Origin of the sequence: Phytobacter sp. SCO41 (assembly GCF_003073275.1) — a bacterium.
In the GTDB taxonomy this organism is placed as follows: domain Bacteria; phylum Pseudomonadota; class Gammaproteobacteria; order Enterobacterales; family Enterobacteriaceae; genus Phytobacter; species Phytobacter diazotrophicus.
This window is the reverse complement of sequence record NZ_CP027225.1, coordinates 2,372,916-2,393,995: the sequence shown is the minus strand read 5'-3', so window position 1 is coordinate 2,393,995 and position 21,080 is coordinate 2,372,916. Positions and strand designations below refer to the sequence as shown.

The 21,080-nt window shown below is 52.3% G+C and carries 18 protein-coding genes; 8 read left to right on the top strand and 10 right to left on the bottom strand.

Annotated elements, in window-relative coordinates:
* Window positions 1-128 precede the first annotated feature (128 nt).
* On the top strand, window positions 129-1,283 hold the full coding sequence (gene hpxO, locus C5523_RS11695) for an FAD-dependent urate hydroxylase HpxO (RefSeq protein WP_108701143.1): 1,155 nt from the start codon (window positions 129-131) through the stop codon (window positions 1,281-1,283).
* A gap of 56 nt (window positions 1,284-1,339) precedes the next feature.
* On the opposite strand, the gene hpxR is transcribed toward hpxO, so the two are convergent.
* The gene (gene hpxR, locus C5523_RS11690) at window positions 1,340-2,263 is read right to left on the bottom strand and encodes a LysR family hpxDE operon transcriptional regulator HpxR (RefSeq protein WP_108701142.1); all 924 of its coding nucleotides are present in this window, start codon (window positions 2,261-2,263) and stop codon (window positions 1,340-1,342) included.
* Between the two features lie 127 nt (window positions 2,264-2,390).
* Between hpxR and hpxD the strand changes: the two genes are divergently transcribed.
* Both hpxD and C5523_RS11680 read left to right on the top strand, forming a co-directional pair.
* Window positions 2,391-3,428: a molybdenum cofactor-independent xanthine hydroxylase subunit HpxD gene (hpxD, locus tag C5523_RS11685; RefSeq protein WP_108701141.1), complete on the top strand. Its 1,038-nt coding sequence runs from the start codon at window positions 2,391-2,393 to the stop codon at window positions 3,426-3,428.
* Window positions 3,429-3,436: 8 nt separating this feature from the next.
* Entirely contained in the window at window positions 3,437-4,402 is a 966-nt protein-coding gene (locus tag C5523_RS11680; RefSeq protein WP_108701140.1) for a PDR/VanB family oxidoreductase, read from the top strand.
* Between the two features lie 72 nt (window positions 4,403-4,474).
* Here C5523_RS11680 and C5523_RS11675 read toward each other — a convergent pair whose 3' ends face one another.
* The 6 genes from C5523_RS11675 to argC form a co-directional block, all read right to left on the bottom strand.
* The gene (locus C5523_RS11675; protein ID WP_041851501.1) at window positions 4,475-5,305 is read right to left on the bottom strand and encodes an oxidoreductase; all 831 of its coding nucleotides are present in this window, start codon (window positions 5,303-5,305) and stop codon (window positions 4,475-4,477) included.
* 135 nt (window positions 5,306-5,440) lie between these two features.
* Window positions 5,441-6,448, bottom strand: coding sequence for an AraC family transcriptional regulator (locus C5523_RS11670; RefSeq protein WP_041851502.1), 1,008 nt, complete (start codon window positions 6,446-6,448; stop codon window positions 5,441-5,443).
* A gap of 262 nt (window positions 6,449-6,710) precedes the next feature.
* Window positions 6,711-8,249: a methyl-accepting chemotaxis protein gene (locus C5523_RS11665; RefSeq protein WP_041851503.1), complete on the bottom strand. Its 1,539-nt coding sequence runs from the start codon at window positions 8,247-8,249 to the stop codon at window positions 6,711-6,713.
* 427 nt (window positions 8,250-8,676) lie between these two features.
* The gene (locus C5523_RS11660) at window positions 8,677-9,708 is read right to left on the bottom strand and encodes a methionine synthase (RefSeq protein WP_071195310.1); all 1,032 of its coding nucleotides are present in this window, start codon (window positions 9,706-9,708) and stop codon (window positions 8,677-8,679) included.
* 27 nt (window positions 9,709-9,735) lie between these two features.
* The gene (locus C5523_RS11655) at window positions 9,736-10,719 is read right to left on the bottom strand and encodes a DUF1852 domain-containing protein (protein ID WP_108701139.1); all 984 of its coding nucleotides are present in this window, start codon (window positions 10,717-10,719) and stop codon (window positions 9,736-9,738) included.
* 236 nt (window positions 10,720-10,955) lie between these two features.
* On the bottom strand, window positions 10,956-11,879 hold the full coding sequence (gene argC / locus C5523_RS11650; protein ID WP_108701138.1) for an N-acetyl-gamma-glutamyl-phosphate reductase: 924 nt from the start codon (window positions 11,877-11,879) through the stop codon (window positions 10,956-10,958).
* A gap of 112 nt (window positions 11,880-11,991) precedes the next feature.
* On the opposite strand from argC, the gene C5523_RS11645 reads away from it, so the two are divergent.
* Complete coding sequence (locus C5523_RS11645; RefSeq protein WP_108701137.1) at window positions 11,992-12,879, top strand: LysR family transcriptional regulator; 888 nt, start codon at window positions 11,992-11,994, stop codon at window positions 12,877-12,879.
* Between the two features lie 125 nt (window positions 12,880-13,004).
* On the opposite strand, the gene C5523_RS11640 is transcribed toward C5523_RS11645, so the two are convergent.
* A complete protein-coding gene (locus C5523_RS11640) occupies window positions 13,005-14,669 on the bottom strand; it encodes a methyl-accepting chemotaxis protein (protein WP_041851508.1) in 1,665 nt (554 codons plus the stop codon).
* Window positions 14,670-15,109: 440 nt separating this feature from the next.
* Here C5523_RS11640 and umuC point away from each other — a divergent pair, with 440 nt between their 5' ends.
* The gene (umuC, locus tag C5523_RS11635) at window positions 15,110-16,363 is read left to right on the top strand and encodes a translesion error-prone DNA polymerase V subunit UmuC (protein ID WP_108702311.1); all 1,254 of its coding nucleotides are present in this window, start codon (window positions 15,110-15,112) and stop codon (window positions 16,361-16,363) included.
* Window positions 16,364-16,370: 7 nt separating this feature from the next.
* On the opposite strand, the gene smrA is transcribed toward umuC, so the two are convergent.
* Window positions 16,371-16,934: a DNA endonuclease SmrA gene (gene smrA, locus C5523_RS11630; RefSeq protein WP_079498056.1), complete on the bottom strand. Its 564-nt coding sequence runs from the start codon at window positions 16,932-16,934 to the stop codon at window positions 16,371-16,373.
* Between the two features lie 556 nt (window positions 16,935-17,490).
* On the opposite strand from smrA, the gene ogt reads away from it, so the two are divergent.
* The 3 genes from ogt to uspE all read left to right on the top strand — a co-directional run bounded on the left by ogt (window position 17,491) and on the right by uspE (window position 20,063).
* The gene (gene ogt, locus C5523_RS11625; protein WP_041851510.1) at window positions 17,491-18,006 is read left to right on the top strand and encodes a methylated-DNA--[protein]-cysteine S-methyltransferase; all 516 of its coding nucleotides are present in this window, start codon (window positions 17,491-17,493) and stop codon (window positions 18,004-18,006) included.
* Window positions 18,007-18,214: 208 nt separating this feature from the next.
* A complete protein-coding gene (gene fnr, locus C5523_RS11620; protein WP_061495443.1) occupies window positions 18,215-18,967 on the top strand; it encodes a fumarate/nitrate reduction transcriptional regulator Fnr in 753 nt (250 codons plus the stop codon).
* Between the two features lie 145 nt (window positions 18,968-19,112).
* Window positions 19,113-20,063: a universal stress protein UspE gene (gene uspE, locus C5523_RS11615; protein ID WP_071195317.1), complete on the top strand. Its 951-nt coding sequence runs from the start codon at window positions 19,113-19,115 to the stop codon at window positions 20,061-20,063.
* Window positions 20,064-20,108: 45 nt separating this feature from the next.
* Here uspE and C5523_RS11610 read toward each other — a convergent pair whose 3' ends face one another.
* The gene (locus C5523_RS11610) at window positions 20,109-20,984 is read right to left on the bottom strand and encodes a LysR family transcriptional regulator (RefSeq protein ID WP_107223149.1); all 876 of its coding nucleotides are present in this window, start codon (window positions 20,982-20,984) and stop codon (window positions 20,109-20,111) included.
* Window positions 20,985-21,080 lie beyond the last annotated feature (96 nt).

Genomic DNA, 21,080 nt, shown 5'->3' with positions numbered 1-21,080 from the left:
TAATGCAAATACGCACAACAATAGTGCAACACAACAGTGCATTGCACGCTTTACCCTGTGGTTACGCGTCTGCACATTCTGGTACGCAAATTGCTGAACCTCTGATACGCAGATAAAAGGAGATCAGAATGAAAGCACTGGTGATTGGCGCAGGTATTGGCGGGCTGAGCGCTGCCGTAGCGTTAAAAAATGCAGGCATCGCGTGTGACGTCTTTGAGGCGGTAAAAGAGATCAAACCCGTCGGTGCGGCGATTTCCATCTGGCCCAACGGCGTGAAATGCATGCGTCATCTGGGTATGGGCGAGATGATGGAGACTTACGGCGGCCCAATGCGCTTTATGGCCTATAAAGATTATCGCCAGGGTGAAACCCTGACGCAATTTAGCCTGGCACCGCTGGTTGAGCGGGTTGGTGGTCGCCCGTGCCCGGTATCGCGCGCAGAGTTGCAGCGCGAAATGCTCAATCACTGGGGACGCGATAAGGTGCAGTTTGGCAAGCGTGTAAGCAACGTGGAAGAGAACGCCGACAGCGTTACCGCATGGTTTACCGATGGCACTACAGCGCACGGTGATTTCCTGATTGCCGCCGACGGCAGCCATTCGGCGCTGCGTCCTTACGTGTTGGGCTACACGCCGCAACGCCGCTATGCGGGTTACGTCAACTGGAACGGCCTGGTGAAGATCGACGAGGCGATTGCCCCGGCCGAGCAGTGGACCACGTTTGTCGGCGAAGGCAAACGGGTGTCGCTGATGCCGGTTTCTGATGGACGTTTTTATTTTTTCTTCGATGTGCCGTTGCCTGCCGGGCTTGCCGAAGACCGCACCACGCTGCGTGACGATTTAACACGTTATTTTAGCGGCTGGGCGCCGCCGGTTCAGCGGCTGATCGCCGCACTTGATCCGCAGACCACCAACCGCATTGAGATCCATGATATCGAGCCGTTCGATAAACTGGTGCGGGGCAAAGTGGCATTGCTGGGCGATGCCGGGCACAGCACGACGCCGGATATCGGCCAGGGCGGCTGCGCGGCAATGGAGGATGCTGTGGTGCTGGGAGAGATTTTCCGTACGCAGACCACTATTGAAAGCGCGCTGCAAGAGTATGAAGCGCAACGCTGTGACCGGGTGCGCGATCTGGTGCTCAAAGCGCGTAAACGCTGCGATGTTACACACGGTAAGGATATGGCGCTGACGCAGGCCTGGTATCAGGAACTCAAGGAAGAGAGCGGTGAGCGCATTATCAACGGGCTGTGCGACACCATTCAGGGCGGGCCATTGGGGTAATCTGCTCGCAGACAGCTATGCACCGTAGCCCCGGTAAGCGGCAGCGCCACCGGGGATCAGACCAACGGCGGGTGCAGAATCTGCATCTCCTCCATCACGGCGGTCAGCTTCTGGATGACCATCTGCGCCGGACGGGAAAGCTGGCGCGAGGGGGCGGTGCACAGCGCCAGAGTCAGCGGACGCAACAGCTTGTTACGCAGCGGGACAAACGCCAGTTGCCCGCTCTTCACCTCATCCAGCACATCCAGCAGGCTCAGCACCGTCACGCCGCTCCCCTTTAACACCAGCGATTTGATAAGCCGGATATCGTTACAGTTGATGGTGTTTGCCGGGGCCAGATCGTAGTGGCGATAGAGCATACCGACACGATCATGCACAATCAGGGGCGCGCCGGGCAGAATATGTCGCGCCTCGCTCAGCTCGCCCAACGACAATGCCGATGCCTGGGCCATTTCATGATCCGGGCGCATCACCACCCCCATCTCCAGCTCGGCGAACGCCAGCACGTTTAACCCTGTCTGCCCCTCCGGATCGAGGATCAAGCCAAAATCAAGATCCGCCTGCCGCACTTTCTGGCTGACGGTATGGCTATCCGCGACCTGTAACACCAGCTCCAGCCAGGGTTGCCCGCTAATAATATCGGCCAGCGCACTGGCAAAGCTCCCCTCGGCCAGCGCCTGCACCATCCCCACGCTAACCGTGCCGCGCTTAAGCCCCTGCAACTCATCAAATTTCTGCCGGGTAAGCTGAAACTCTTTTTGCCAGCGCAGCAGATTGTCGTAGAGCAATTCTCCCGCGGTGGTCATCCGTAAGCCTTCCGGTAGCCGTTCAAACAGCGGCGTACCAAACGTCTCCTCTGCCTGCAGGATCTGTCGGTTAATGGCTGAGGGAGAGATATGCAATTTTTCGGCGGCACGGCGCAGGCTACCGCTACGGGCAACTTCGGCAAAGTAGAGGGCGAAACGCGAAAATGGACTCATGCAGCACCTGTACACTTTTTTGCAACGGAGCAGTGAGTTAATGGTGATGGATGTGCACACCCTAATATGACAACAATAAAGTTACAACAATTAAACAATTGCTTTTCCGTGAGCAGGAAGGATGACCATGAATACAGCACTCCCCACCCCACCCGCCCGTTGCACCTTCGAACCGGAGGACTGGTTACGTCTGGCAAAATGCTGGCATCCGGTCGCCCGCGCCTGTGATATTGGCGCCGCGCCGGTCAAAGCCACGCTGCTGGATGAACAACTGGTGATTTACCGTGTGAAAGGTCAGGTAGTGGTCGCCCGCGATGTCTGCCCACATCGTGGCGTGCCATTAACGCTCGGTTTTCACGACGACGAAGGGATTGTCTGCCCCTACCACGGGCTTCGTTTCGGCGAAGATGGCCGTTGCAACCGCATCCCCTCCAGCCCCGGCCAGGCGGTCCCGGCGAAACTCAACCTGTTAACCTATGCGGTTGAAGAGCGCTACGGTCTCATCTGGACGTGCCTGGCGTTTGACGCGGAAACCCCCCAGCCACTGCCAACAATGCCGCACTGGGATGACGCTGGTTTTCAGCAGATCAACTGCCCCGCTTTTGAAGTGAACGGTTTCGCCGGACGGCAGGTAGAAGGGTTTCTCGATGTGGCCCACTTCGCCTGGATCCACACGGCAACCTTTGCCGATGCCAGCAACCAGGTCGTCCCCGATTATAATCCGCAGGAAACCGAGTTCGGGTTTGTCGCCGATTACTGGAGTTCGGTAGGCAATTATCCGGCAAGCTCCCAACATCAGGCGCCGGACGGCTTTCAGTGGTTGCGTCATTTCGAAATGCATCTGCCGTTTACCGCCACGTTAACGATCCATTTTCCCGGCGAGGCGCGGCTGGTGATCATGAATGCCGCATCGCCTGTCTCATCACGTGTGACCCGCATGTTCGCGCCTATCGCACGTAATTTCGATCTGCATGTTCCCGTTGAGGATGTCCATGCCTTTAACCTGCGCGTATTTGAAGAAGACCGCGTGATGGTCGAAACCCAACGCCCGGAAAGGCTGCCGCTGGATCTGACGCTGGAAGCCCATATTCCGGCAGACCGAAGTTCAATTGCCTATCGCCGTGGCCTGAAAAAAATGGGCTTTGGCGAGTTTTTCCTGGTTTGAGGTGCGCCATGAACGAGATGCTGAACGTGGTGGTTGACGGATTATGGTGTCAGGGTGACAGAAGTCTGGCCGTGCGGCTGGTTAGCGCCAGTGGCGAGCCCCTGCCCGGTTGGGAGCCCGGCGCCCATATTGATGTGCATCTGCCCTGCGGCCTGATCCGCCAATATTCCCTGACAGGTGACAACAGAGCGGGAAGTTACCTTATCTGCGTGGCGCAGGAGCGCGCATCGCGTGGCGGTTCACGCTATATCCACCAGACGCTACGCCCCGGCCAGAGGCTGCTGATTTCCGCACCGCGCAACCTGTTTGCTCTGCGCGATGATGGCCCGGTTCTGCTACTGGCGGCGGGGATTGGCATCACTCCATTGTATGCAATGCTGCTGCAACGGGAGGCCACAGGCCGGCCATTTGTACTGCACTATTTTGTTAAACGCCGTGAAGAGGCCGCATTTTTGCGCGAACTCTCCCGACCACTCAAACACGGTATTTGCGTGGTGCACTGTTCCGCTGAGGGGGAGAGCCCACGTCAGTGGCTGGCGACCCTGCTTTCCGCCCCCGGCGACGAACAGCGTATTTACACCTGTGGACCCGAGGGGTTTATGGCGGCGGTCAGGGAGGCTGCCCTGAAAAAAGGTTGGGCGGAGACGCACATCCACAGCGAGGCCTTTGCGCCTGTTGCCCCGGAGGCGATCGCGCAAGATGCAGCGACCTTTACGATTACCCTGGCGTCCAGCGGGGAGAAATGGCCGGTACCGGCGAATAAGAGTATCGCGCAAGTGCTACAGGATAATGGCGTGGCGGTACCGCTTTCCTGCGAGATGGGGATCTGTGGGGCCTGCCTGACGCCGGTTGTCGACGGCGTTGTCGATCACCGGGATACCGTGCAATCGGCCGCAGAGAAATCCGCCGCCGCGCAACATATCGCGCTGTGCTGCTCCCGTAGTCACTCCGGGGAACTGGTGATTGACTTATAGTCACCCGCAGAGGGGTTATCATAAACACAGTCACTATTGTTCCCTATCTCGCTGACTAAACCAGCCCGTTTGTTAGCGTGTCTGGCTGAGGATAAGCCGATCGAACAAACGATCGCCGAGCCAGACACGCATACGGATGAGCATCTTTGCAAACTTACCGACGGCATAGCGGGTACGTGGGTTGTTGCTGTTCACGGCACGGGAGACCACATCTGCAATGACCTGTGGGTCACTGCCTGTCCCCTGCCCGTAGGTTTTTTTAATTGATGAAGCCACCTTCTGTACCAGATGTCCGTACGGGCCGCTGGCCGAACGTTTGACAATACTGTTGCTCGCGGCATCACCGAAACCTGTCTCGATGACGCCGGGTTCGATGATCACGACGTTTATGCCGAATTCTGCGACTTCCAGCCGCAAACAGTCCGACCATCCTTCCAGTGCATGTTTGGTTGCGTGATACCAGGCCCCCAGCACGCTGTACATCTTTCCTCCCATGGAACTGATGTTAACAATATGCCCGGCGCGTCTGGCCCGCATGGCGGGGAGCAGGAGTTGCGTGAGCCGCGCGGCACCGAAAAGATTAACCTCAAACTGATAGCGTGCTTCGTCCATACCGATCTCTTCTACCGGGCCGTAGAGACCAAAACCGGCGTTGTTGACCAGCACATCGACACCGCCAGTCTGATCCAGAATGGTATTCACGCCGGATACGATGTCCTCATCGCGGGAAATATCCATCCTTAGCGGTTGTGCGCCGAGCCGGACAAGGTCAGCCATTTTTTCGATACTGCGGGCAGCCACGTAGACCTGATAGCCATCCTGAATAAGACGACGAGCAATGGCCTTTCCCATGCCTGACGATGCGCCGGTGACCAGCGCGGTTTTCTTTTTTTGAGTAAACATAGGCACCTCGTTGAGTGAACTGTCTCCAGTTTGCCTGAGCAGATGCCTGATTGTTCTTGCCTGACGCGCCAGAGTACTTGCTAAGCGCGCCATCTGACGGTGAGAACCGCTTTGTGCCGAAGGGAAATGTTCAGTTTAATTAAGACGCAGAGAGCCCCTGACTGTTTCTGGCGTCTGACCAGTCCAGGCCATAAAGGCGCGGTAGAAGGAATTAGGGTCTTCAAAGCCAAGCAGGAAGGCAATTTCGTAGCCGGACAGGTTGGTATTGCTCAGATAGTGTCGGGCCAGGTTTTCCCGACAGCGATTGATAAGGACGCGGAAATTTTCCCCTTCTTCTTCAAGCCTGCGTTGCAGAGTGCGCTTGCTCATCCCCAGACGTTCTGCCGTTTTCTCAATCGTGGCTTCGTTACCCGGCAGCAGTTCCAGAAGTACCGCACGCACACGTTCGGCAGTGGAAGCCGTTTCATCTAACTGGCTGAGACGGCGGCGCAATTCAGGCTCAAATACCTGCCACATCCCTTCATTTACCGTCAAAAAGGGTCGCAGGATATCCGTGGCGGAAAAACGAATGTACGGCTTTTCTCCATACTGCATGGCGATACCGAAAAAGCGCTCATAGTGGCGCGCCGAAACAGCTTCCGGGCGCTGTGGAATCGCCACGCTTAGTGCCTTAACCGGTTCGCGGGTTGCCAGTCGTAGCAGCCGGAGTAAAAAAGCAAGCTCGGCGACCTGCAACGATATGGGGATGTCTGTGGCGAACAACCACCCCGGAGACACGGTCAGGCTGCCGGTTTGATCCACGGTAGTCTCAAGGGCCATCGGGGCAATGAGCTGTTTATATCTGGCCAGTCGCTGCACGGCCTGCATCATATTTGCACTGCACAGCGCCGCGAAAAGAGGAGGGTCGAAGATTTCTGCAGAGACATGTTCAACCAGGCGCAAGGGAAAAGCCGCATCATTTGCTTCCCTCTCCAGTGCGCGCCAGAAACGAAAATAGTGGCCTGTATCGAGTCTGCGATCTGGCCTGGAAAAGAGATCGTCAGGCAGGCCGGCTTTGCGCAGTATTTGTTCAGGCTGGAGACCTGCGTCTTTCAGCAGCGTTCTCCAGCCAATATCAAGAGAGAAAGTGCGGTTACGTGCCATTGTTAAATTTCCGAACGGGAATACTCATCAGGGTTTCGGATGACAGCATAACGTTTCAGTGCGGGCGAAGACATTCAAAAGGCGCCATCTTTGGCGTAAAGCGCGCCAGGTACGGAAATTTAGCCCTGACCCCGACAAATGTCCGCTGCCTGTTTTAACAACTGACCGGTAGGCAGGCCTGCCCCGTGTCTTTATCAGTGTCTGACACGACACGGGCACAATGCAGGTCTGCTATGGTGGTAAATTGGCGATCAACTGGCCTTTACAGGTGGAACGCTTCAACTTCTTTCAAGAGTGTACTGGCCTGCTGACTTAACGAGTTTGCCGCAGTGGCCATCTGCTCTACCATCGCCGCGTTCTGTTGCAGGTTACCTTCCATTTGGCTTACTGCAATATTGACCTGTTCGATGCCATAACTCTGCTCGCCGGAAGAGTGGTTTACCTGATTAATAAGCTGTGTCGTTTCATCTACCATTCCCAGCGCATTATTCATCTTCGTTGTCACACTTGCCGCATACACGACGCCTTTGTTGATATTTTTCAGCGCCTCTTCAATTAAGTCGCGAATATCGCGGGCAGCAACGGAGGAGCGCTGGGATAAAGAGCGCACTTCTCCTGCCACTACGGCGAACCCTTTACCCTGCTCACCGGCACGCGCGGCTTCAACCGCAGCGTTAAGCGCAAGAATATTGGTTTGAAAAGCGATGCCGTCAATGATGGATGTAATTTCTGCAATCTTGCTTGAGGATAACGAAATATCATCAATAGACCCTTTCAGCGCACCGAGTTCCTGGTGGCTTTCATTGACTATCGACTGGACCTGGCCAATATACGCATTCGCTTGTTTAGCGTTATCCATGTTGTGACTGACGGTAACTGACAACTCATTCATACTTGCCGCCGTCTCCTCCAGAGAAGAGGCCTGAGATTCAGTCCGTGAAGAGAGGTCGTCGTTACTGACCGCAATTTCATTCGCGGCGGTATCGACTTCTTTACTTGCATCTTTTACGCTTGATAATGCCCCTCTGATTTTTTCAACCAGCCCGTTAAAACTCTTTGCCGTAATACCCAGCTCATCGTTTTTATCAATATTTAATCGCAGGGTGAGATTCAGCGTATCGCTGATGGTTGCCATGCTTTCCTGAAGAGTACGTAACCCTTTTTTCAGATAAGTCAGGATTTGCCATGAGAAAAGGGCAATAAGTGCCACCGCAACAATAATGATGATGCTCAAAAACCACACTGTTTCGTGATATTGATTGTGGTTCTCTTCGGCATAATTAACAGCGATTTTATAGTTATATTCCAGCATTTCTTGTATCGCTGCGCTAAGCGCCACAGAAGCAGTGGCCGTAGTTCCTCCATCGGATACCATTAATCTCGCCGCATCAATACCTTCTTTCTCATAGACACTTTTCATGTCCATCACTTTTACTTTATAGTCTTCAAACGCGCGGATGGTTTTTTTAATTAATTCACCATCATGTTGGTCTGAAATCAGATTTGACTGGTATTCATTTAATATGCTTTGAACTTTATTTAACTCACTTGTTGCTGTACCTATGTGTTTTTCAAATACTTCTATCTGGTTTACCAGCAACGACATAAGAATCTGACGCCTCGCCTCTTCCCTGTGTAGCAACCCCTCACTGAGTTTACTGATACTCGGCATACTATTGGTTGTCACATATTCGAATCTGTTTTGTGCGTTGTTGAGCGCTTTCAGACTAAGTCCACCCAGGGTGATCATTATCACAATTGAAAAAATAAATATTAAGGTCAGTTTTTTAAGAATGGTCATGTTCAGCCTCATCAGCGCATATACAGTTTTATTTTTATCGGCGCCGGTGGGCTTATCTTTATATCTGCAATAGATAAAATTTTAGTTAAGGAACACTTACTTAATATTAAGCAAGATTAAATAGTTTTGAATGTTATTTATTTTATAAAGAAAAATCACATATAAAACAGGTTATTATCGCAAAGGGAGGCATTAAATAAATTATCGCCCGACGAGCGAGCACAACAATCACAACGGGATAAAAAAAATATATTATATAAATACTGTTTGCGGATTTAAGCAATCAAAAAGTGATATAGTAGCCGTGCTACAACTTTTAGCGCGGCCACCACAGATATTGCATAGTCCGGTTATTCAGTCAAGGACGATATTTATCCCCTCACCTGACCCGGACTGCATTCTTTAAATTCACCAATAACGGGTGGCGTTATTTTCCCGCAAGTTCCCGGCGGATAATTTCCGCACCCGCACTTAATGCGTTGAGCTTACCATTGGCGACCCGACGCGATAACGGCGTCATGCCACAGTTAGTCGAAGGGTAAAGCTTATCGGCATCAACAAACTGGAGAGCTTTACGCAGCGTACTGGCGACCTCTTCAGGCGTTTCGATGGTCGAAGTCGCCACGTCAATCGCCCCTACCATCACTTTCTTACCGCGAATCAGTTCCAGCAGATCCATGGGAACACGCGAGTTATGGCATTCCAGTGAAATGATATCGATATTCGATGTTTGCAGTTTGGGAAACGCCTCTTCGTATTGCCGCCACTCAGAGCCCAGTGTCTTTTTCCAGTCGGTATTGGCCTTAATGCCATAGCCGTAACAGATGTGTACCGCCGTTTCGCATTTCAGCCCTTCAATGGCTCTTTCTAATGCGGCAACACCCCAGTCGTTCACCTCGTCGAAGAAGACATTAAAAGCCGGTTCATCAAACTGGATAATATCAACACCCGCAGCCTCTAGTTCTTTGGCTTCCTGATTGAGAATTTTTGCAAATTCCCAGGCGAGTTTTTCACGGCTTTTGTAATGGGCATCATAGAGCGTATCGATCATCGTCATCGGCCCGGGCAACGCCCATTTAATGGGCTGTTTAGTCAGTTGCCGCAAAAATTTGGCATCGTCAACAAAAACCGGTTTTTGACGCGCCACCGCACCTACCACGGTCGGAACACTCGCATCGTAGCGATTGCGAATTCTGACGGTCTCGCGTTTTTCAAAATCAACGCCGCTGAGGTGTTCAATAAAGGTCGTGACAAAATGTTGGCGCGTTTGTTCGCCATCGCTGACAATATCAATCCCTGCCCGCAGTTGATCGTAGAGAGATAAACTCAGGGCATCTTTTTTCCCCTCAATTAACTCTTCATTTTGTAATTTCCAGGGCGACCACAGTTTTTCGGGCTCTGCAAGCCAGGACGGTTTGGGTAAACTGCCAGCCGTTGAGGTGGGAAGCAATGTTTTCATAATAAATGACCTTTTAATCCTGGTTAATTAAAGAGCGAAGTTAGCGGACCATTGTTCAAGAATATTTTTGTAGGGTTTAATAAAGTGTTCTTCAGTAAATTTGCCCTGCTCAATAGCCAGTTGGCTGCGCTCTTCACGGTCATACACAATTTTGGTTAATGAATGATCCTGGTGGTTCAGGTCTGGCTGATAAAAGTGACCGGCGACAGCGTTAGCATTATAGATTTCAGGTCGATAAATCTTCTGGAACGTCTCCATCGTACTGATGGTACTGATAAGCTCAAGACTGGTGTAATCGCGCAGCAAATCACCCGAGAAATAAAAAGCCAGCGGCGCAACGCTATTTTGCGGCATGAAATAGCGAACCTGCAGGCCCATTTTGTTGAAATACTGCTCCGTCAGCGACGTGCCGTTGGGCTGGTATTCAATGCCTAATACAGGGTGCTGATTGCCCGTGCGGTGATAGATATCTTTACTGGACACGCTCAGGCAGATCACCGGTGACTTTTTGAAGTTCTCTTTGTAGGCATGGGAATTGACGAAATGCTTAAATAACTTGCCATGCAAGTCGCCAAAATCATCCGGAATACTGAACGTCCCCTGGCCTTTGTTGTGCTCTAAGAGCAATACGCTAAAGTCATAATCCCGCACATAAGACGAGAAATTATTCCCGACAATGCCCTCTATGCGTTCGTTTGTTTCTTTATCAACGATATTCGTTTTCAATATTTCAATTGCCGGAAACGCAATGTCATTGCCTTCATCGCCAATATTCAGTTCAGCGGAGATAATGTCAAGTTCAACAGAATAACGATTGGCGTGCGGGTTATCCCAATAGGCCAGGGCATTGAAGCGGTTATTAATCATCACTAGCGTATTACGCAGATTCTCCTGACGATTGTCGCCTCTGGCCAAATTAGCGAAGTTAGTGGTGATACGGGTATTTTCTGAGGGGTTATAATTTTCGTCGAAGCGACTGCTTTTAATGGTAAATGTGAAATCTTTATTCATTGTAATTTTACACCCTGAGTTCTGACATAAAAACTGGCTTATTTTATTAAGCGACCGGGTGTCTCATTCCGCAGTTTTCATGTTATCAATAAGTTAATAATACATATTTATGCCAGAGCCTCTGGATGAGAGAAAGCGAGTTAATTTCATTGCAACATGAGACATCGTCATGTTCGGCTTAGCGTCCGCTCGGGGGGCTGGCGCCGGGCGTAAAAGCCCGACACCCTGGCCGCGTGTTAATGGGTGTCGATGAGCAAATTGAGGTTTTGCACGGCAGCGCCCGATGCCCCTTTGCCCAGGTTATCGAAGACGGCAGTCAGCAGTATTTGTCCATTTTCGGGGTTTGAGAAAACGCCAAGCTCCATGTCATTAGTGCCGTTCAGGCGCTCCGGGTTGATGCGCTCTGCATCACCCGCTGTTATGTGGGACAGCACCTTTACATGTTGGCTATGGCTGTAATGTTCTGTAAGGCAGGCATGGATTGCCACGGCACTGGCATTTTTGGGCAGCAAGCGTTGCTGCAACGGCACACTCAGCACGATCCCCTGACGGTACGCGCCGTAGGCAGGCATAAAGACGGGCGGTACAGAGAGCCCTGCGTAGCGCGCAATCTCCGGAACATGTTTGTGCCTGAGCCCCAAACCATAGACCTGAAACGCGGGCGCCAAATCGGCTTGCTCGCCTTCGAACTGTTCTATCGCCGCCCTTCCCCCGCCCGAATAGCCGGAAACAGCATGGATAGAAAGGGGGTAATCGGCAGGCAACAGTCCGGCATTGACCAGCGGGAGCAGAAGACCAATCGCGCCCGTTGGGTAACAGCCAGGGTTCGTAATGCGCGTTGACGTCCGGATGCGTTCGGGCTGCTCGGCACTCATTTCAGGAAAACCATATGTCCAGCCGGGCGTAACCCTGTGGGCTGAACTGGCATCGATAATCCGCACGTGCGGGTTTTCCACCAAGGCCACCGTTTCGCGAGCGGCCTCATCGGGCAAACACAAAATTGCGATGTCGCAGTTGTTGAGCATCCCGGCCCGCAGGCGCGTGTCTTTGCGATGCGAAACAGGCAGCGTCATCAGGGTAATGTCTGAGCGAGCGCGCAGTCGGTCATGGATCTGTAAGCCTGTGGTGCCCTGCTCGCCATCGATAAATACGTTAGTCATTGTGTTTTCCCGGTCACGGATAAAATTTTATGACATTGATGTTGTGCCAGGTTTTAGTGTGGGTAAAGTTGAATTATCTTTACGTCAAATTCAGTTTTTCTGAGGTATGTTGATGCGTGAGATTAACCTTGATCAGTTACGCACACTGATAACAATTGCCGATACCCGCTCTTTCAATGAGGCTGCCGGACGACTGCACTTGTCGCCGCCAACGGTCAGCCTGCATATTTCCGAACTTGAAAACCGGGTGGGGGCGACATTGCTTTCCCGTACACGAGGCAACGTCAGGCCGACGGCGATTGGCGAAAAGCTGGTTACCCATGCGCGCCGCTTACTTGCTGATGCCGCGTATGTCCTTGACGATATCTCGCGCCAGGCGCAGGGCCTGACCGGACAGGTAAGACTGGGGGCGTCTACAGGGGCTATCGCCAATCTGTTGCCACAGGCTATTGAAAAAATGGCGCGGCTTCATCCGAATATCGATGTACAGATTACCGTCCTCACATCTCAACAAACGCTTGAGCAACTGAAATCCGGCTCACTCGATATCGGTATTGTTGCGCTCCCACAACTGCGGGGTAATGGCCTGGAAATTGATGCCTGGCGGCGGGATCCTGTTGTCGCGTTTCTGCCTGCAAACTGGGATCTGCCGGATGTGGTGTCGCCTCAATGGTTGATTGAAAAACCGCTGATTCTGAATGGTTCCGGCACCCACTTATCACAACTGACAAATCAGTGGCTTGCAAAAACGGGACACCGGCCTGTACCGCGAATCAAACTTGATTACAACGATGCGATAAAAAGTCTGGTAGGCGCAGGTTATGGCGCCACGCTGTTGCCGCTTGAATCGGGCACGCCCGCCTCCGCTGATAAGCGCGTCGCGGTTCGTCCTTTAAAGCCCGCATTGTGGCGGGAGTTAGGATTAGCCTGGCGAGAGGGGGAAAATGAGATGTCGACCGCGCACCTGTTGTCAGTTTTGCGGGAATTAAAACAGGAGTGAGTGTGGGGATGGCGCGGTTTGTTCCCTCTCTCCTTTGGAGAGAGGGGGCCAGAACGGTGCGGTTTACTGCCATGCCTCTCCTTTAAGGGATAGGGCATAACGGCAGGTTACCCGCCGGGATAAATTTAGAAGGTTTCCCAGTTACCGTCGCCAACAGCAGGTGCGGTGGAAGCAACGGCCGTGCGCGGGGCGATGGTCGGTTTACCGGGTTTGCTTTGCAACAGCGCGCTGTGACCATTGACGCGGAAGACCGCGACGGCCTGACGCAGTTGTTCCGCCTGCTCTTCCAGTGCGGCTGAGGCCGCAGCGGACTCCTGCACCAGCGAGGCGTTCTGCTGGGTAACGCTGTCCATTTGCGATACCGCGAGGCTCACCTGCTCAATACCTTTACTCTGCTCGTCCGAGGCTGACGCGATTTCGCCCATAATATCGGTTACGCGCGTTACGGCATTAACGATCTCTTGCATGGTATTACCCGCTTCGGCCACCAGCGAGGTGCCGGAATTGACGCGGTTAACGGAGTTTTCAATCAGCGTTTTGATCTCTTTTGCCGCCTGCGCACTGCGGCTGGCCAGTGTGCGAACTTCCCCGGCAACCACGGCAAACCCACGCCCCTGCTCACCCGCTCGCGCGGCTTCAACGGCGGCGTTCAGGGCGAGGATATTGGTCTGGAAGGCAATGGCGTCGATCACGCTGGTTATCTGGGCTATTTGCTGCGAACTGCTGGAGATCTCGCTCATGGTGCGTACCACATCGCTTACCACACGGCCACCGCGTGCTGCGGTGTCGGAGGCATTTTTCGCCAGGTTAGAAGCCTGACGGGCGTTATCGGTGTTCTGTTTCACCGTTGCGGTCAACTGCTCCATACTGGCGGCGGTCTCTTCGAGTGACGAGGCCTGCTGTTCGGTGCGGGAAGAGAGATCATTGTTGCCGGTAGAGATTTCACTCGCACCGGTATAAATCGAATCGGAGCTGTTACGCACCGCGCTCACGGTTTTGACCAGCGAGGATTGCATCTCGTGCAGGCCACCGGCCAGTTGGCTCATCTCATTGCGGCCTTCGGCGGAGATCGGCTGTGTCAGGTCGCCGTCGGCGATAGCGCGAATATGCCCCATCACGCTGTGCAGTGGTTTGAGCAGCAGATGTTGCAGCCCCAGCCAGATCACCGTCATGACCGCGATCACCACCAGCAGAATTACGCCCAGGGTCCATTGCATGCTGGTGAAGCTGCTCTGGTTTTCCTGTGCGGCGGCCTGCAGGAAGGTGTTGTTTTCTGTGCGCCATTTCGCATAGCTGGCGTCCATATCATCCTGCGCCTGTTGGGCATCCAGGTTGCCATAAGCTTCGTAGTTGTTTGCCTTCAGGAAGGTGATGGACTGCTGCAGTACGTCGTGCATTTTGGTGATGTTTTGCGAAACTTCATTCGCTAACCCGGCATCCTGCCCTGCGACACGCGGTGTATTTTTATAGTTATTAAAGTACCCCTCGGCTTTATTGAGGGATTCAGTAGCCGTAGTGAGTAGCTTATCGATACTGGCAAGCGATGCCGGATCGCGTTGATTTTTTAAAAAGCGGATCGCAACACGGGTAACGGTGACGCGTGTTTTAATAAGCGTATTGACGCTATCGCCAAGATTTTCCTGCTGTGCGCTAAGGATGCCCGTGTTCTGAAAGTTCACTCTGTCATTATTGACAGCAGAGTAGAAAAGCCCGCCGGTAACTAGCTGAAGCAGACAAAATACCGACAAGGCAATGATGATGCCGGTGATGACGCGTATATTTTTGAGCATATTATGGTCCAGGGAAGAGGCAAAGTTGCTCAATATATATCGACACAACAGGCATTAACTTTATGGTGGCGCACGCCAGACCTGTTAATTTTCGGGGTTGACAAGGGGGCTCATGCGTCTGGTTCCCCCTGCCCTTACCTACAATTTCACACTGACAGCGTCGTCTCTTGTCATGCTCCCTCAAGAGAGGCGATCTGCTGTAACGCATCGTCATGAAGATGTTGTAACTGCCCGTTGAGCGCGGGCGCATGGGCTTCGTATACCGTACCCGCCTCGTTACGCCGGTAAGCGGATCACATAGCGCGTGGGGCTGATAGACCCAGTGCCGATGATCGCTTTATTTTCTGCTCTTCCTACCCAGGCGAATAAGCCACTTGATCATTTCAAATGCCAGAAGTACTGTATATAAAAACAGTATTTATAAAAGAGGCCAGATCATCATGTTCGCCCTTGTTGACGTGAACTCGTTCTACACCAGTTGTGAAACCGTCTGGCGGCCCGATCTGAGCGGTAAACCGGTGGTGGTGCTCTCAAATAACGATGGCTGTATTGTGTCCCGCTCAGCCGAAGCTAAAGCTCTGGGCATTGGTATGGCGGAGCCTTATTTCAAACAAAAAGATCTGTTGCAGCGGCATGGCGTGGCGGTATTCAGCAGCAACTACGCCTTATATGGCGATATGAGCCAGCGGGTAATGACGACGCTGGAGGAAATTTGCCCGCGGGTAGATCAGTACAGTATTGATGAAGCGTTTGTGGATCTTTCCGGTATTCCCAACCTCAAACGCTTCGGTAAATATATTCGCGATACCGTTTATCAACGCACCATGCTGACCGTCGGGGTGGGCATCGCACCGACAAAAACGCTGGCAAAACTGGCAAATTACGCAGCTAAAAGGTGGCCAGCGCAGAGCGGTGGCGTGGTGGATATCTCAACGCCCGCCAGGCAACACCGGTTGATGGCAGCCATCCCCGTAGACGAGGTCTGGGGCATTGGTCGACGGCTAACGAAAAAGCTGAACACCATGAATATCACCACCGTGCTGGATCTGGCGAAATGCGATTTATGGTTTATCCGCAAAAACTTCAGCGTGGTACTCGAAAGAACCGTTCGCGAACTGCGTGGCGAACCCTGTCTCGGTTTTCAGGAATTCTCTCCGGCAAAGCATGAAATTATTAGTTCGCGATCTTTTGGTCAGCGAATTAGCGATTATTCCTCAGTCCGTGAAGGTATCAGTACCTGGGCGGCCAGAGCAGCAGAAAAATTACGTGCTCAGCATCAATATTGCCGATATATCGGCGCGTTTATAAAAAGTAGTCCACACGATCCTGATGAACCTTATTACAGCAATAGCGCAGGAATTACGCTACTCACCCCCACCCAGGACACCAGAGATATTATTGCCGCAGCAACGCGTAGCCTGGATATTATCTGGAAGCAAGGTCCGCGATATCAAAAAGCGGGTGTTATATTAGGAGACTTCTTTAGTCAAGGCGTTGCACAACTTAATTTATTCGATGAGTATGCCCCCCGGCCAAATAGCCAGACACTGATGGGCGTAATGGATCTCATGAACAAGAAAGGTAATAAAATGTGGTTTGCCGGCCAGGGCGTGACCCCGGCCTGGTCAATGAAACGACACCTGCTCTCGCCAGCCTGGACCACCCGAATTGAGGATATCCCGCTGGCACAGTAGCCGCCAGTTAGCGGCTACGCTTGGCGTGGCGCTCCCAGTTTTCCTGCTTCGCCTCTGCCGATTTGCGTAATGACACATAGCATGCGCCGTTGCCGCCATGACGCGGTTGTGCGACGCAAAATGCCTGAACATCGTCAAATTCGGTTAACCAGCGGGCAAGATAGCTGCGAATAATATTGGCATGGGCGTTATCGTCGCGCCCTTTCCCATGAATTATCAGGAGATTACGCAATCCGTCTTGCCGCGCCTGATGCACAAAGCGAAATAGCAGTTGTCGACACTGCTCCACGGGCTGGCGTAACAGGCTGAGGCTGGCCTGCTGGGAGTACTTGCCGGTACGAAGCTTATCAATCACCCCGGTTTGCAACCCCTCGCGGCGGAATTCCAGTGGTGTATCAAGGGGTAAGACATCAAGGAACCCGGTGGTCAGGAAGTTATCAAGTTGCAATGTATCGATATGCTGTGGTGCACGCGTGTTTCGGGCCGGATGCCAGTGAACATCGGCACAGCGCTTAAGTGGCTGGACATCCTCCATGGCGTCAAGAAACAGTGATTTGTCATCAGGGTTCATGGTTTAGTCCTCCCGCTACATCTGAGGGACTTACTATAGCGGGCGCTGCAGCCCGCCACAATGCCTGATATTCATTTAATGGCTGACAATTAGTGAGGTATTTGAAGCAATTATCGGAAATTAATTTCGCGTGCTATTTAACTCCACTTAACTACAAGTTTACTGCCATTAACCTCAAAAATTTCAGTTAAATTATCGTGAAACTAATCACCATTTCATACTGGAATTATCTGGCATGGGAACTATAACTATATTTACCGCGCAAGGATGAAGTTTAAAATAATTACCGAACGGACGCGTTGCTGTGTGTACTGTAGAGCCTGACGGATGTCGGCAGGCTCTATTTTTTTATTTCCGCAACAATAAAGAATATATCATCTATTCAGTGACCCAACATTTCCTATAGCGAAAACTATTCACCTCATGAATAATTAATAATCTTTCTCGATTCTCTTTGATTTATTGCGCCTCTAATGGGGTATAGAGTCACTTTCTTGATCGTGCTAGATTGCGCCACTCCCCCTGTGCTATTGCGATATTTGAGAAAGGATTGCCGATGCTTACGCTACTTGAGGATAAAATTGCCACTCCGCTGGGTCCACTGTGGGTACTGTGCGACGAAACATTTCATTTGCGCGCGGTTGAGTGGGAAGAACATAGTGAACGCATGAATGAACTGCTGGATATTCATTATCGCAAGGAAGGTTATACGCGCATTCCTGCCACGAATCCCGGTGGATTAAGCCGCAAGCTTCTGGACTATTTCGAGGGCGATCTGGCGGTGATAGATACTCTGCCAACCGCCACGGCGGGTACCCCCTTTCAACGTGAAGTCTGGAAAGCGTTACGTGAGATCCCGTGTGGCCACGTGATGCATTATGGTCAGTTAGCGGAGAGGCTCGGACGAATTGGTGCCGCGCGGGCGGTTGGTGCCGCGAACGGTTCAAATCCGGTCAGTATTGTGGTTCCCTGCCATCGGGTGATTGGCCGCAACGGCACCATGACCGGCTATGCAGGTGGCGTGCAACGTAAAGAGTGGTTGTTGCGGCACGAAGGCTACTTGCTATTGTGAAAAAAAGAGGCTCTTTGTGCTCTTTTTCGCGGCATTCTGTGGTAAAAGCCTTACTGAAACGATGGAATATCAATGAGATGGTCTACTCCCCTGTTTCATCGTTTTTCACACCTGTTTTAATTCTACTGAATTGACGTTTCGCCAGGCTTACGTGTTCAAGAAAAAGATGATAAAATTGACTAAAATCAATTACGGCTTGAGCAGACCTATGATCCCGGAAAAGCGAATTATACGACGCATTCAGTCTGGCGGTTGTGCAATCCATTGCCAGGATTGCAGTATTAGCCAGCTCTGCATCCCCTTCACACTCAATGAACACGAGCTCGATCAGCTCGACAACATCATTGAGCGCAAAAAGCCCATCCAGAAAGGTCAAACTTTGTTCAAAGCTGGGGATGAACTGAAATCGCTTTACGCTATTCGTTCCGGCACGATCAAGAGCTACACCATTACTGAACAGGGTGACGAGCAAATCACCGGTTTCCATCTGGCGGGCGATCTGGTCGGCTTTGACGCCATCGGCACCGGCCACCACCCGAGCTTTGCTCAGGCGCTGGAAACGTCAATGGTTTGTGAAATCCCGTTCGAAACGCTGGATGACCTGTCAGGCAAAATGCCGAACCTGCGTCAGCAGATGATGCGCCTGATGAGCGGTGAAATCAAAGGCGATCAGGATATGATCCTGTTGCTGTCGAAAAAGAACGCCGAGGAGCGCCTGGCCGCGTTTATCTATAATCTGTCCCGTCGTTTCGCTCAGCGTGGTTTCTCTCCGCGTGAGTTCCGCCTGACCATGACACGTGGCGATATCGGTAACTATTTAGGCCTGACCGTAGAAACCATCAGCCGTCTGTTGGGTCGTTTCCAGAAGAGCGGTATGCTGGCGGTGAAAGGCAAATATATCACCATCGAGAACAGCGATATCCTGGCTCAGCTTGCCGGACATTCGCGTAACGTCGCCTGATTTTATCCCCCTCCTTTTGACCTTTTGCCGGACGCTTAAATTTTTCTGTTTTATTGATCTGGCAAAAGGTTTTCCCTGTTTCATTCAGTACTTATAGGTTATCTTGTATTTACAGACTGTGGTGACAGATGTAAGGAGACCCTGTATGGCTAAGTATCAAAATATGCTGGTCGCCATCGATCCTAACCAGGACGATCAGCCCGCATTACGACGCGCCGTGTATTTACATCAACGGATTGGCGGCCGGATTAAAGCTTTCCTGCCGATCTATGATTTCTCTTACGAGATGACCACCCTTCTGTCCCCTGACGAACGCACAGCCATGAGACAAGGCGTGATCAGCCAGCGTACGGCCTGGATTCGTGAACAGGCAAAGTACTATATAGACGCTGGCGTCCCTATTGATATTAAAGTGGTGTGGCATAACCGTCCCTTCGAAGCCATCATTCAGGAAGTGATGTCCGGCGGCCACGACTTGCTGCTGAAAATGGCCCACCAGCATGACAAACTGGAATCCGTTATCTTCACCCCCACCGACTGGCATCTGCTGCGTAAATGCCCTTGCCCGGTCTGGATGGTCAAAGATCAGCCCTGGCCGGAAGGCGGGAAAGCGCTGGTGGCGGTCAATCTTGCCAGCGAAGAGCTCTATCACAACGCGCTGAACGAAAAGCTGGTGAAAGAGACGCTGCAACTGGCAGAACAGGTCAACCACACCGAAGTTCATCTGGTTGGCGCGTATCCGGTAACCCCAATTAACATTGCCATTGAACTGCCGGAATTTGACCCGAGCGTCTATAACGACGCGATTCGCGGCCAACATCTCATTGCCATGAAAGCCCTACGGCAGAAATTCGGTATTGATGAAAAAGTGACCCATGTGAATAAAGGCCTGCCGGAAGAGGTCATTCCGGATCTGGCGGAACATTTACAGGCGGGGATCGTCGTACTGGGCACCGTCGGGCGCACCGGGATCTCCGCCGCGTTCCTCGGAAATACCGCTGAACAGGTGATTGACCACCTGCGCTGCGACTTGCTGGTCATCAAACCGGACGACTACCAGAGCCCGATTGAACTGGATGACGAAGAAGACGATTAACCCTAATACGTAGCAAAACGCCCGCCACTCGCGGGCGTTTTCTTTTTATTGCTGACCTCGCCAGTGCTGCAAATAGTGCCGCAGCCAGCTTCCGGCAACACCGGGCGGCTGTTTTTTATTCCACAACATGTCGACAGGGATGCTTTGCGGCCAGCCTGGTACATCGACACGCGTCAATTTTTTTGCCCCGGAAAACTCATCCACCAGCGCACAGGGTAATGCGCACCAGCCAAATCCCTGTTCCGCCATACTGAGCAACAGCAGATAGCTCGGCGCAGACCATACCGGGCCGCGCGCGGGCGTATTACGGTTTTCCAGATAGGTATTAAGCCGCAGCTCACGCCAGGTACGTAATTGCGCCTCAGAGACACTCCCCTGCTGCGCCAGCGGATGCCCGTGCGCCACGTAGATATCCATCTGACTCTGCATTGGCAGGCGCATCGCGCTGATGTCCGTCGGATAGGCATTGCGGGCTTCCGTTAAGCCTAATTGTGCCCGCCCTTTTTGCAGGAGATCGATGACATCCTCGTTTTCGCCAATCAGACACTCAAATTCGGTATGGGGATAGCGCTTGTCGAACTCTCCCAACAGATCTGCCAGCGTATCCGGGTTCAACGTATCGGAAAGGATGAACGTCAGCCGCGTTTCCGTTTCCCCCGCCAGCCAGACCGCCAGCTCATCCAGTTTATCGCTGGCGGCGAGAATGGCCTGCACGTAGCTGAGCGCCCTTACACCTTCCGGTGTCAGCACCGGATGACGCGCTGAGCGATCAAAGAGCGCCACGCCCAAGTCTGCTTCCAGATTAGCGATGGCGGTACTGATGGTGGACTGGCTTTTACGCAGTTTCCGCGCAGCAGCAGAGAAGGAGCCAGAGGCAACGGTTTCAACAAAGGCAGTCAGAGCTTCAGGAGAGTAGCGCATGATGTATCTATTTTAACGATGGTATCTATCTTTAATTTATCTCATAAAACGATAAAAATCCTCTCAGCTAAACCCGTCAAACGACAAAGAGGACCC